Here is a 12,855-nt window from a genome sequence, read left to right as displayed (position 1 = left end):
TTATCCAGTTTATGGGGAACAGCTTCCCACTTCCGGTCGGTAGTGCGATCTACCCCGCTTCCCTATAGTTTCGTCAAGAAACTCAACTCGCCATCCTTACGGAGAAGTCCACATGGATCGCCGCCTTTTAACGCTCGCACTTGGTATGTTTGCGCTCGGCACCGATAGCTTCGTTTTCGCGGGCATCCTGCCTGAAATCGCCCACTCGTTTGGCGTGAGCATCGGAGCGGCGGGCCAGCTGATTAGCGTCTATGCCCTGAGCTATGCCTTGCTTGGCCCGACCATCGCAGCGCTTGCCGCGAACGTTGCGCGAAAGCGTCTGCTGCTCAGCGGCATTGGACTGTTTGTCATTGCCAATCTCGGTACCATCGTGGCTCCGAACCTCGGCATCGCATTGGCCACCCGCGCTTTCGCGGGTCTTGGCGCGGCCATGTTCTCACCGACTGCCAGCGGAACCGGTGCGTCACTGGTGCCGCCAGAGCGTCGCGGATATGCCTTGTCCATCATTGTAGCGGGTTTGACTACTGCTACCGCGCTGGGTTCGCCCATTGGTGCCGTGATTGGCGGGCTCGCAAGCTGGCACTGGACCTTGGTTCTCGTCGCTGTGCTCGGTGCAGGCGCATTCGCCGGTATCCTGGCGTTCTTGCCCGAAGTGCCGTTGCCGCTACCCATCTCGCTCACCAGGCGTCTGTCTCCGCTCAACGATTCTCGCGTCGGACTCACGCTCGTCACGACCGTGCTTGCCCAGATCGGCACCTTCATCATTTTTAGCTACTTCTCCGTCGTGTTTGATCGTGCTACTGGCCACCGCGCCATGGTGCTGGGTGGACTCCTGGTGCTATGGGGCCTGGCGGGAACCTGCTCGAATCTGCTGACTGGACGAATTCTCGACAGGATCGGTACGCACAAGGTAGTGCGCATCAAGCTTGCCATCGTCGCAATCGTCATGCTCACTATGCCGATCACAGGCGCACACCTTTGGAGTGCTGCGATCGCGGTCACGATCTGGGGGGCGTGTGCATGGGGCGTTCTGGTGCCACAACAGTTCCGCCTCGCGAGCCTTAATCCGCCGATGACCGCGGTGCTGGTCGGTCTGAACACCTCAGCGACCTATATTGGTGTGTCCATCGCTGGCGCCCTCGGCGCTGCAATGATCCCGGTCATCGGCAGCCACAGCCTGGGCTACCTCGCCAGCATTCCCGTGGTCATCGCGATCCTTGTCTCCGAGCTCGCGACTCGCCGCATTGCATCGTTCGCAAATACAGCAAAACGCGTTGTAGCGGCGTAGCGCTATGCACGTCTCCTCCAATCCCGATATGAGAAAAAGTCAATGTCTAACGCAAGCACATTCCATCAGCTACACGTCAATTCAACACCGCTCCGGTTGCCGAATGTCTGGGATGCCGGTAGTGCACGTCTCGTCGAGGCGTTGGGCGCCCAGGCGATCGCCACGACAAGCGCAGGTTTTGCGTGGGCATTAGGTTATCCAGACGGGCGCATTCTTCCTTTCGATGAGGTTGTTGCCTCTGTCCGACGGATCATCCGCGTTCTGAACGTGCCCTTGTCGGTCGACATCGAGAATGGCTATTCCGATGACCCAAAGACCGTTGCGGGACATGTCATGCAACTGGTGGATCTCGGCATCGCCGGCATCAATATTGAAGACGGCTCAGACGCAGCGTCACTTCTCGCCTTGAAGATCGAGGCGATCAAGGATGCCGTTGTGAGATCGGGTTCGGACCTCTTCGTCAACGCACGCAGCGACGTGTTTCTTGCAAGTCTGGTTGAAAAATCGAAGCAGCCGGAAGAGTCGATTGCTCGAGGCAATCTGTACGCATCGGCGGGCACGGATGGTCTTTTCCTTCCGGCTCTTGTGCAGCCATCCGATATTGAAATGATTGTCGGCGCAATCCGGCTACCTGTTAACGTCATGGCGGTTCCGGGGCTCGCCGATGCAGCGACACTCGGGAAGCAGGGGGTTCGTCGACTCAGTGCCGGCAGCGGCATCTCGCAAGTCGTGCTCGGCAAGGCGAAGGCCATCGCGCGAGATTTTCTGGAGAATGGTCGCTCTGAATTGCTCAATGACAAGCCCTTGCCGTATTGCGAGATTCAGGGCCTTTTCGCTTAACTGACGAACCCGCCAGGGGCAGGATGCCCCGAAGCTTCGATTGCCGCTCAAATGCCAATATATTCGGTGATCGACATTCAACTTTATTTAGGTATGCTGATGTCAATTCATAACTGTCTGTATCGATTCACACACAAAGGAGATTGTGATGATGCTTAGTGGCAAACGCGCCCTGGTTACCGGGGCAAGCAGGGGTATCGGGGCTGCAATCGCGAAGGCTTTGGCAGCTGCCGGCGCCGATGTGGCGATCACGTATGAAAAGTCGGCGGAACAGGCCGCCAGCGTCGTGAAGGCGATCGAAGCAGAAGGCCGGCGCGGTATTGCAATCCAGGCCGATAGCGCAAGTGCAACGGCCGTTCAAGCGTCCGTGCAGAAGACTGTCGAAGCACTGGGCGGGCTCGATATCCTGGTGAACAACGCCGGCATTCTTCGGATGGGCGATGTAAAGGATATTTCAATCGAAGACATCGACGCGACGCTTAACGTCAATGTGCGTGCGCCGATTGTGGCCGCAAAAGCCGCGATTCCCCATCTCAGGACGGGGGGGCGGATTATTTCAATCGGCAGCTACTTTGCCGATCGCGTCCCGGCCTCGATGCTCGGTGTATACGCTGGCTCCAAGTCCGCTCTCGTCGCGTTCACCCAAGGCCTCGCGAGAGAACTCGGCCCACAAGGGATTACGGCAAATCTCGTCCAACCTGGTTCCATCAACACAGACATGAACCCGGTCGAAGGTCCGTTCGCATCGACATTGAAATCGCTGACGGCCACGGGCGACTACGGCAAAGGCGAGGACATCGCACAAGCAGTGGTCTTCCTTGCGAGCGCCAGCGCCAGTTACGTCACCGGCGCCACGCTTACCGTTGATGGTGGTGCCAACGCTTAAGACACAACACCTGCGTCGGCGCGGGCGACATTCGCGCGAGTAGAGCTTCGTTCTCGAAAGCGCGTGGTGCAGGCGCTAGAGAGATATCACGGGCGAAAGCGCTGCCTGCGAGTTGTGCTCGGTCGCGCCATCTCGCTGCTGAATGGCCATCCTTGAAAGTCTGATAAACGCGACGAAGCGGTCGTTGGCAGGTGAATCTTGAGCGGCCCCTATTGGCCGAACGCGGTCCGACGTCGAACAGGCGGCGTGGTCCCCCGTTGATCGATCCGCATCGGGCAGCAGTCGACCCGGTTCGGCCGTTCGACACGCCGCAACATAAACGGCAGCTTTCAAGGTACAACGGCCCTCCGCGTGGTCACGTTAGCTGGCGAGTAAGGGGGACGCATTTTCCCGCTCCTGCAGCAGCCGCCATTGAACCTTTCCGCTGCCCGTTCGGGGCAGCCCCAGAACGAATTCGACGATCTGGGGTACCTTGTACGACGCCATATGCTCGTGTGCCCATTCAATGATCTGCATCGCTGATACATCGGCGCCGGCGCGTAGGACCACGAATGCCTTCACGATCTCACCCTTGCGCGCATCGCGTGCTGCAACGACACATGCTTCCTGAATCGCAGGGTGTCCAAACAGCAAAGTCTCGACTTCCGCAGGCCATACCTTATAACCGGACACATTAATCATTCGCTTTAGCCGGTCGACGAAAAAGAAATATCCGTCCTCGTCGATATAGCCGAGGTCACCAGTGCGCAGATAACGTATCCCGGCAACCTCGACGAAGGCGTCGCGCGTGGCCTCAGGACGTCCCCAATAGCCCGTGAACACCTGCGGTCCGCCGACCAGAATTTCACCCGTTACACCCGGATCGAGGACCTCGAACGTTTTGGGATCGACCACAATCGATTCCGTGTCCTGAATCGGTATGCCCAAACACTGCTGCTTGCAGCGCTGCGGAGGGTTGAGATGGGTCGCACCAATTGTCTCGGACAACCCATAGCCCTCCACATAGGGAACGGCCAAACGTGCTGCCATGCGCTGCGCCAGTGCCCTCGGCATTGCAGCGCCACCGCCACCCACGATCTCGATGGAGCTTAGGTCGAAACGGTCGAGATCGGGCACGCTCATGAAGTCAATCATCATCGTCGAAATGGCGCTCCAATAACTTATGCGGTAGCGTTCAATCAATTGCGCGGCACAGTGACTGTCCCAACGTGTCATCACGACCATGGTCGCCCCGAGGAAGAGCGCCAAATTCATGGTGTGTTGCATCCCGCTGACATGAAACATCGGCATCGAGCATAAGATGACTGAGTCCTGCGACAGACCACACCATTGCGCAGACGCGGCGACAACATGATTTGCGCTTCGATTCGTATGCATGCATCCTTTCGGGGCAGCGGTGGTGCCCGACGTGTAGGGGATTACCGCGAGGTCCTCGGGCGATGCGACGTACGGCGACGGCTGCTGAGCGGCCGCAAGTGCGGCACGCCAGCGCACGGCTCTCGGCGCGATAGCTACGGAGAACTCGGGGTGGACATCGAGCTCGGGGACGGCCTCAGTCAGCACAGCCGGCAGCGGCAGGTCGGTGCTGTCAGAAAGATAGTCGGCATAGCGCGCCACGATCACATGGCTGATCGCGTCGCCGAGAAGGGGCCGGGCATTCTCGTAGAGCTCCTCACCCAGCAGAGCAACCTTGGCACCGCAGTCCACAATGATGTGCCGAAGTTCGGCAGTAGTGTTCATCGGATTCACGGGCACCACCACTGCATCGGCTCGCAAGATTGCGTAGTAGCCGATGAGATATTGTGGGCTGTTCTGCATATACAGCGCCACGCGATCGCCACGCGCGATGCCGCATTGACGCTGCAGAAAGCCTGCCAGCGCCTCTACTTCTTGCCGCAATTGCGCGTAACTCAACGCCCCGCCGTAGTAGTGAAGCGCCGTCTTCCCGGGATATCGGCCGGCAGAGGTTTCGAGGTTTTCGTACAGTGAAGGCTGCGGCGATGGCAGGTGATGCGCAAGGCTGTCGGGCCAGTATGGCGAATAGTTCACGTTTCCCTCCTTTAAGGGGGCGCTCCTGTTGCCTTCAATGGTTGATGCCGTTGAGTCGGCACCTTTGCCGTGGCATTCGTTATGTGCGACTGGGAATGCCAACTGCGTTATAGAGCTTCATTTGTGCGTTCGAGTCCGTCTTAAGCTTAGTACGCCAGTGACCATGCGACACAATGTCGACGGCTGTCTTGCGAGCGCCTTCAGTGTGGGAGGAGGTATCGCACGGAGCAGCGCTACGGCGACGCCCGGGGCTTTCCGTAGCTGTTTAATGGGTGCCTTTACGATGCAGTAGCCGTGTGGAGACGTGCCCTCTGCTTCGGATCGGCCGTGCATTGCACGCATGCCGCAGCTGTGGCGGGAGTTCCAGAAGGTAGCAGTATCAGGAGGAAACGACGATCAGCAATGCCGTCATCATACGAATGACAGTTCAGGCGTGCGTGCTGATCAGCTCAGAACAAAAAAAGGAGGTAGTCGAGTCCGCTATCTAATGCGAAGCTGACGTTCGAATGTCCAGCTGAGGGCGCGCGCGAACGGCCGAAGCTGGCCGGGTGCTGCCGTACGTAGAGAACAGCGGCCGATACGCGCCGTTAGCGCGAACTGCTCGTAGTCGGACGTGGGAATTCCGTAGCCCCTGGTCAGAAAATGGGTGGGAGAAAATGAGTTCGCACAAGCGGGGATTATTGTGAGCTACTGACAGTTTTCGACCCAGACGAACAACACCGGGAAATGTGAAACCGTACACCGCGGCCGCGGCCGCGTACTGCAGGAAAGCGCGCGAGAGCGCCGCAGCAGGCGTTTGACGCATCGACGAGGGGCCTGTTGCGTCACGACCCAAGTCATCGCACGGCCGGTGGTTCCGCGTCGGTCGGGACGCCGGCCAGGTACCGGAACAGTGCCAGCGCCCGGTTCGCCGTAGAGGCCTCGTGCCCGCTCGCAATGAAACTGCTGGCTTGCCGGTCGATGCGCGCGAGAATATACAGGCCCCATACGTCGTTCGTCTGGCGCTGTGCGAACACCACCGTCTGCAGCGCAGCCGGCTGAAACAGTGTCAGTCCGAAGGCACGGACCGGCGACACATTTTCCTCGGCCAGCGCCATCCGCTGCGGGCTGTGCTCCAGCACCCGCATCCGGTACACCAGGGGGCCGGAGCGGCTGTCGCGCACCCAGAAGTACAAGGTTCGACCGGCTTGCAGTTCAGACGGACGGAAATCACCCCGCCGGTCCCCGCCCTCGGCGGGTCCGGCCAGCGCTGCGGCATCCAGGAACAAGGGACGCCACGTCTTGTCGGTTGTGGACCAGTAGCGCATGCTGCGCAGGGTGGAGACCGCCCCGGCACGTGCCAACAGCGTCTCGGGACCGCCAGCGACGTGGACCAGCCCTGCGACCGCGACGACAACCCGGGAGCGGGACGCGGCAGGCCATCCGGTACACGAGGACGGCCGCCACACACTCGCATCGAGCTCCTCGGCGCCCAGGATCGCCATTGCTGGTTGCACGCCCAGCGACGCGTAGGCCGGCACCGGCGGTGTCCCGCACGGCGGCGTTGGCAACGGGGTTGCCACGGCGAAGCCGGCGGCAGCCGCCAGCGGTGCGCAGCGGGCGGCTGCCTTCAGGCAATACGATCCGCGAGGACGCGCAACGTTCATCTGGGCTTGCCTCCCAGCAGCGGCTCGGTCAGGAACTTGACGACGTAAATCGATGCGGCTCCGATGTTGAAATACCTCAGCGCGACGTAGCGGCGCATCAAGGGGCGAAAGATCCCAAAGCCTACATCCGAGATCGCCCCGGCAAGTCGTTCGTTCGCCGGCATCCCTTTGACGTTCAGGTCCTCCATAACCACCGCTTGGTTCTCGCGGCAGAGCCGAGTCGTGAGCTTGTGCATGAAATCCGCTCTGACGTGCGCGATGCGTGGGCAGCCTTGCCAAGGATACAGCTGTCTTCATCTATTGACGACGGCGAAAACGATTCCTCGCTCGCCTGTCTGCAGTGGTCGAACGTGACGCCTCGTTGCGGGTCGACAGGCCTTGTACAGCGGACGGGAAGCTATAGTGCCTTCTCCCGCCCACAAGATAAAGTTGAAGTTTCTTATCGTGTGCATTAGCGATCGTGCATGGATCGGTGTGAAAGCAGCAGCATTGCCTTGTCACCCTTGATGGACATACCGTTCCCAAGTGCATTTACTATGCTATGCCAAGTATCGTCAACGTGATGTAATCGATAATCAAAAAGTACGTTCTGGAAATACCATCCTTGCACTAATCGCTCAACGCCTTTAACCACGCGGGTTTCGACGCCCGATCATCACTGCGGATTCGCTACAACCCGGCTCCCCTCTCCATCCCTTACGCGGTATCGGCTAGAGTTCCACCTGTGAAGCAGGTCCTATTGGAGAAGACATGCGCGACAACCTGATTCCCGTCATCGTGGGCCGAAAATGGCAAATTGCTAAGGGGTACCATGCCGTTGAACTTCGAACAATGTCCAAATCGGCGCTTCCGCCGTTTAACGATGGGTCGTGCGTCACTCTCTTTCTGAATAGCGCTGGCGACAAGCAAAGAATCTATCCTTTGCTCGGTGTTTCGTCCCTGTCCGATGGTTACGTGGTAGGCATGAGACAAGAAGGTGATGGCAGAACGGATAGTCTGCTATCCAAGTTTCCGTTGAATGAACGAGACGAAGTGTATGTCGGCACCCCCAAAAGCCCGCCGACAATTTTGGACGATCGTGCGCGATCTATCCTTTTTGCTGGCGGAATAGGCGCAGCATCGATCGCGGGAATCGCGAAGCGGCTTGCATCGGCGGGTCAAAGGTTCGAGGTGCACAACTTCGCCCGATCGGCCGACCGCGCAGTTCTTCGAGAAGAATTTGACGCGCTTCGAAGTCACGGTGAGGTCTATCACCATTTCGGCCTGTCCCGATGATCTATTCGCGCAGAAGAGTTCCCACGCAATGAGTCCAACTCATGCCAACACACAGATTTACTGCAGCGGCCCCCCTGCTTTCATGGATCTCATAGAGCGCCAAGCCCGCGAATGGGTGTATGCAGCGAACGTTCATAAAATCGCCCTTGGCGACCAAAAGGCATGGTCAGCGGCAGTGTGACGGCACGGTAACTGAGGCGCGCTTTCCGCAGCTGATGCACAATCGCTCGTCGGTCCCGCCCGCTCACGCCTATCTGGGGCTGTGGAATACTCGTGAGCCGCTTGGACGGTTCTAGAACCGTGGGTTGACGTCATGCGCATCTGACCGGTGGCGACCCATTCGCGCCCTTCAGCTAATTCTTGCGAATGTCATTATCACGCTCCAGAGCGGCCGCTCTGGCTAGACTAGTGCCGACCGTTCGGCGTCACTGAAGGCCCCCGAACCGAGGTCTTTGTCGACGCTCACGGGTGTTGTGTCCAATAGCCACCGGCGTCCGCTTAGCACACCTGCATGGCGTGCCTTATCTGCCCGCAGCTCAGCGGGCTTCGACCAGCTTACGCTTGCCCTCCGATACCTCCATACATAGTGGCAAAAACTCAGACTCATCATTGATCATGGATTGCGTCCGCATTGCTTCGTTGCGGACGCAATCGTGGTCCTTCTGGGCCACTGAAGCTAGGTGCGCCGAATCGCGCGCTTACCGTCCCGGATGAATGGGCGGCGACTGGAGGTCGCCGCCAGGTGCGCTCACGGCAAATTCGAGATTTGGCGGGTGTATTCGGCCGTCACGTTGGGACCCGTGGCTATGCCGAATACCGGGTATACGGTCTGCCCGCTAGCAGCCAGGCCCATGTAATCGCCAAGGAAATGGCCACCCGCCACCGGAGCGTCCAGTATGTTGAACGAGGTTGTGGTCAGTTGCTGCTCATGGCCCCAGTTGGCGGGGTCCGTGCACGGCTTGGAGGGGGAGGGAGAGCAGAAGAGCGCGAAATAGTCGGTGCCCTCGATGCCAGATGTCTTCCCGTCATTACGAAAGTCGTAGTATGTCACCACGATCGTCTTGCCGTCGCCCGTCGCCACCACCGCGGGGATGAAGGCCTGCTGCCGGCACGGGTTCGTGGCATTCGCCGGCGTCTTGTTGATCATCACCGGCTCCGTCCAGTGGAGCCCGCCGTCAACCGACTGGCTAAAGACGATCCCGTCGATCGGGATTGAGCCAGTGGGCGTGGTGCAGGTGGCTGTCGAAAAGCGATCGTCCTGCCAGGCGAGATAGATTACCCCCGTGGCTCGGTTTACCGCGACACTGTAGAGAATGGAGGCATCGCGTACCAGCTGGCCGGTGTCCGGAGTGACCACTTTGACCACTTTAATCTTGCTGGCGAACGCCTGCCCCGACCAGCTCGCGCCCTTATCCGTGGACGCTATATAGCCGATGCTGAGAACCGCCGGCGCCGACGGGACATTGATCGCGGTGAAGAAATCGAGCAGGTTCCCATTGGGCAACACCTGTACGATGTTGTCGATCGTCTGTGCGTTCGTGCCCGTCTGGAAGATCGGGGCGGCCGTGCTCCAGGTCACGCCATTGTCTGTGGATCGCGAGAAGAAGGTCGGGCCGGTAAAATTAAACTTGAAGGACGGGGCACCGCCCTTGCACGGCGGATTCGTGAACGGCTCGCACACCGCTGTCGAATTAAGCAATTTGCGCGCGATTTCGACACCATCGTTTTCCGCGAGCAACTGAGCACCGTCCTGGGTTGGCGGGAAAACGCTCAGCTGATCCCACACCGCATAGACGAAACCGTTCGCGGTCGGATCGGCGGTGAGCGAGTTCTTGTCATTTAGCACGTGCGACGAGTTGTTGCGGATCAGCGTAACCGGAGTTTGCCACGTCGCGCCGTGGTCGACGGACCGGCTGACCAGCATCCCGCTGTTTCGGTCGCCAAACGGAGTCGTCGGCTTCGCGTGGTCCACCGCCAGCGAGAAGAAGAAGGCCGTTCCGTCTTGCGCAAAGTCTACCCAAGGATCGGAGGCGCGACCGAATTTACCCCCGGTGCACTCGCTAACGCCGGTCGGGATCGAATTGGTCCAGGTGCTGCCCGCATCACTGGAAACGACGCCGACGAGTCCACGTGAGCCACCGTCGTTCCAGCGGTCCTGCTGGTGGCCGACGAGGAGGTTAGACGGGTTGGTCGGATCGGCCGCCACCCATGGCTCGATCGACGTGGCTGGATATAGGATGCTCCCGTATGCGGTCTCCTGCGCGTGCACGTTGTCGGCAGTGCATCCGCTGAATGGATCGCCTGCGGCCACCGGGACGAGCTGGCCGAGTGTTTGCGCGTGGGCGCCTGGGCCGATCGCGCACGTGAGCGCGATGACGCCGCCACCTGCAAGGCTCCGGGAAACAAAACGGGATAGGCCTTTGAAAACGGATTTCATTCTTTGCCTCGACGAAAAGGGTTGAAACGCCTTTGCACTCGGCTGGCCCCGCCGTCAAACCACCGCTCGCTGCCGCCGAGAGATGCACCTTGAAAATAGGCCGCGGCAGCCGAAGTTGTGTGAAAATTTCTTTGTGGACGCCAACTCGTCCCGCAGCGTCCAACCCTATTGGCGTGGCATAAGGCTTGCAGAAGAGGGGTCAGAAACTGCATGTAGCCGCTTGCAGAAGAATGGCGCCCCACCGCCGCGTGATCCATCGTCCCGCTAGGCGATGAACGTTCTGCACATGCCTCCGTTTTCGACGATTTTTCTCTTTAAAATCATGGGCCACACTATGCAATCGGCCCTCTCCTACCGGGACTAGGAGGAAATCCTTTGGAATCAAGGCGGGCGCACTATACAAGATTGTTTTTTCACAACACGATGGCCAATCACGGATCGACGCGCACCACGCAACGCTAACCAATATTCGAAGGCAGTCCAGCTTGAAGTGGTCGAGCGAATTTCTTTATAGAACGTGGATAAGATATTCAGCGTCGAATCTACGCCGGACTTCGGCCATTCGCTCGTGTAAATCGAATGTCTCTTGATGGCCCGGTTCCTGTCTGTCGCCGATCGGCAGCACGCGACCCACAGCGGCCCTTCGACAATGTGCGAAGTCAACGGCTGCTTCTGTTTGTAGAATGTCTGGCGTCAATAGGGCCGCCTTTTGGGCGGTCCTATTGTCTACCTGGAGAGCGCACAGTACGGTTTGAACGCATCTCGCAACTCAGGAGGCATCCCGTCAGGTCGACGAGTTGCCTTCAACGGTCGTCGCTATCGCGACCCGCAGACGCCGGCCGAGGCGGGCTTACGGTTATGGCGGCACCAGTAAGTACCCAAGCCCGCTGGCTGGGCGCGAACCGCGGTGCCAGGGAGCCGTCATTGATTTCGCGCGTCACGGCAAAGCGACGGAACGAAGTCGCCGGTAAGAACAGGCGGGAATTGTCCGGGAACCCATCGCTGGCAGTATCCACGTCTCCCTCGCGTGCCGATATTACGCCGTCGCCATTGGTATCGACCCGTTTGACTTCGGCCACATAGGCGTCGTACAAGCGCTGCGGGAATGGCGTGCCCTGCTCGAACGATGCCACTCGCACATAGGTGTCCAGGTAGATTTCGTGGGCCAGCCCGCTCGGGATGAAGCGCTGGCGGTATTCCCGCTGGTTATCGACGTTCGCGTCGAATCGGTCGGGGTCGCGCGGACCTGCACCACCCAGCGGAGCCGCATTGTTCGGATCGTCACCATAGTCGATCGGACTGTTCTTCACGCCTGCCGGTCCAGAGCCAGGAATCAGTGACGAGAGCGCGCCAACTTTGCCGGCTTCAAAGGTACCGGGGATACCGCCGGTAAAAGGCAACTCGTAGAGTGGATGGATCCAGTTGGTCGTGTAGTTGAATTCCCAGTAGCCGTGACAATCAGACTGCTGCATGCAGTTGAGCGCCCCCATGCTTAGCTGGATCGGCACGATATTGGTCTGGCGGTCGGGGAAGTGGTCTGAAGCTTCGGGCAAATGCGGTGCCCTGCCATCCATTGTGAACAGCCGGCCCGGCACGTTGTTGTGTGTGCCCATCGCCCGCAAGGCGGCCGCGTCCGCGGCTGTCATTGTGCCGAACTGGGCGTGCCCGTCGGGTCGGGGTGGTGCGACATCCGGCACGTGTAAATCGTGGATCATCCAGCCCTCGTACCAGCCGCTTTCGTTGTTAATCACAAACAGATATGACAGGTCGGTAAATACATCGATGAAGGCGCGAACGTTGTTGGGATCAGTGGGCAGCCCAGGCTTCGGTTCGACCACCAGGCGCACCGCACCGATGGTTGGCAAGCCGCAGTTGGCGCCAGTTGCCGTCAGCATCGCCTGGTCGTTGATGCCCGGGAATCGTGCCGTGAACGGATTGGGTTCGAATCCTGTAGTGGACAGCAGGTAATACTGGAACAGCTGGCTCGGTTTGTCGGCCTCGGCAAAGGCCTGAATGGGCAAATAGGAATGGGGCCGCTCGGCCATCCTTTGGAGGAGATCCTGCAGCGAGTCCGGCAGCTGCGCGATGTCGCCGCGCTGACGCACCAGCGCGCCGTCAGCGGCAGCGTTCGGATTCGGATGGCAAGGTGGCGGCGGCTGTTCCGACCATGCCTGGCCTGCGGCCAACGCGGCGATGAAGGCGGCAGCGGACAGGCTGGCAGCACGAGAAACCAGTGGTCTGAAGCTGCGGGGCTTGAATAACGATTTCATGACTCCTCCTGAGGTTGACCCGCTTCGACGGACAGATCTGCAGTTAGGTAATGATGTGTGGCTTAACCTCCATTGAAAGTTGAGTAGCGGGGTGTCCATGGTCGGGCAGCGGGTCGCCTGTCACAGAGCATGACGCTGCCTCGCGGTGGGCAACCCGCGATGCG

Annotated in this window: 9 protein-coding genes; 4 read left to right on the top strand and 5 right to left on the bottom strand. The window is 59.5% G+C overall.

Annotation, left to right across the window (positions count from 1 at the left end; all coding sequences use genetic code 11):
• Positions 1-112 precede the first annotated feature (112 nt).
• From AC3WOG_RS24865 to AC3WOG_RS24855, 3 genes are all read left to right on the top strand, one after another.
• Positions 113-1,288, top strand: a complete 1,176-nt coding sequence (locus AC3WOG_RS24865; RefSeq protein ID WP_492580549.1) for an MFS transporter — start codon at positions 113-115, stop codon at positions 1,286-1,288.
• Positions 1,289-1,330: 42 nt separating this feature from the next.
• Positions 1,331-2,128 carry an isocitrate lyase/PEP mutase family protein gene (locus AC3WOG_RS24860; RefSeq protein WP_492580548.1) on the top strand — a complete coding sequence of 266 codons (798 nt, stop codon included), beginning with the start codon at positions 1,331-1,333 and terminating at the stop codon, positions 2,126-2,128.
• Between the two features lie 145 nt (positions 2,129-2,273).
• Positions 2,274-3,014: an SDR family oxidoreductase gene (locus AC3WOG_RS24855; RefSeq protein WP_492580547.1), complete on the top strand. Its 741-nt coding sequence runs from the start codon at positions 2,274-2,276 to the stop codon at positions 3,012-3,014.
• Between the two features lie 360 nt (positions 3,015-3,374).
• Here AC3WOG_RS24855 and AC3WOG_RS24850 read toward each other — a convergent pair whose 3' ends face one another.
• From AC3WOG_RS24850 to AC3WOG_RS24840, 3 genes are all read right to left on the bottom strand, one after another.
• On the bottom strand, positions 3,375-5,063 hold the full coding sequence (locus AC3WOG_RS24850; RefSeq protein WP_492580546.1) for a long-chain-fatty-acid--CoA ligase: 1,689 nt from the start codon (positions 5,061-5,063) through the stop codon (positions 3,375-3,377).
• 836 nt (positions 5,064-5,899) lie between these two features.
• Positions 5,900-6,547, bottom strand: coding sequence for a DUF6675 family protein (locus AC3WOG_RS24845; protein WP_492580545.1), 648 nt, complete (start codon positions 6,545-6,547; stop codon positions 5,900-5,902).
• A 158-nt stretch (positions 6,548-6,705) separates the two neighbouring features.
• On the bottom strand, positions 6,706-6,945 hold the full coding sequence (locus AC3WOG_RS24840; protein WP_492580544.1) for a hypothetical protein: 240 nt from the start codon (positions 6,943-6,945) through the stop codon (positions 6,706-6,708).
• Positions 6,946-7,459: 514 nt separating this feature from the next.
• On the opposite strand from AC3WOG_RS24840, the gene AC3WOG_RS24835 reads away from it, so the two are divergent.
• Entirely contained in the window at positions 7,460-7,984 is a 525-nt protein-coding gene (locus AC3WOG_RS24835) for a ferredoxin reductase domain-containing protein (protein WP_492580543.1), read from the top strand.
• Positions 7,985-8,732: 748 nt separating this feature from the next.
• On the opposite strand, the gene AC3WOG_RS24830 is transcribed toward AC3WOG_RS24835, so the two are convergent.
• Both AC3WOG_RS24830 and AC3WOG_RS24825 read right to left on the bottom strand, forming a co-directional pair.
• Positions 8,733-10,421 (bottom strand): sialidase family protein, encoded by a 1,689-nt coding sequence (locus AC3WOG_RS24830; RefSeq protein ID WP_492580542.1) that lies wholly within the window; start codon positions 10,419-10,421, stop codon positions 8,733-8,735.
• A gap of 803 nt (positions 10,422-11,224) precedes the next feature.
• The gene (locus AC3WOG_RS24825; RefSeq protein ID WP_492580541.1) at positions 11,225-12,691 is read right to left on the bottom strand and encodes a hypothetical protein; all 1,467 of its coding nucleotides are present in this window, start codon (positions 12,689-12,691) and stop codon (positions 11,225-11,227) included.
• Positions 12,692-12,855 lie beyond the last annotated feature (164 nt).

The sequence above is a fragment of the Paraburkholderia sp. FW306-02-B genome (assembly GCF_058782725.1).
The sequence above is the reverse complement of the archived record's forward strand: the minus strand, read 5'-3'. Positions and strand labels throughout refer to the sequence as shown.

Bases quoted from the DNA above. Each gene is read 5' to 3' on its own strand.
- AC3WOG_RS24835 (WP_492580543.1), top strand. From the start codon at position 7,460: ATGCGCGACAACCTGATTCCCGTCATCGTGGGCCGAAAATGGCAAATT.
- AC3WOG_RS24840 (WP_492580544.1), bottom strand. From the start codon at position 6,945: ATGCACAAGCTCACGACTCGGCTCTGCCGCGAGAACCAAGCGGTGGTT.
- AC3WOG_RS24845 (WP_492580545.1), bottom strand. From the start codon at position 6,547: ATGGCGATCCTGGGCGCCGAGGAGCTCGATGCGAGTGTGTGGCGGCCG.
- AC3WOG_RS24825 (WP_492580541.1), bottom strand. From the start codon at position 12,691: ATGAAATCGTTATTCAAGCCCCGCAGCTTCAGACCACTGGTTTCTCGT.
- AC3WOG_RS24860 (WP_492580548.1), top strand. From the start codon at position 1,331: ATGTCTAACGCAAGCACATTCCATCAGCTACACGTCAATTCAACACCG.
- AC3WOG_RS24830 (WP_492580542.1), bottom strand. From the start codon at position 10,421: ATGAAATCCGTTTTCAAAGGCCTATCCCGTTTTGTTTCCCGGAGCCTT.
- AC3WOG_RS24865 (WP_492580549.1), top strand. From the start codon at position 113: ATGGATCGCCGCCTTTTAACGCTCGCACTTGGTATGTTTGCGCTCGGC.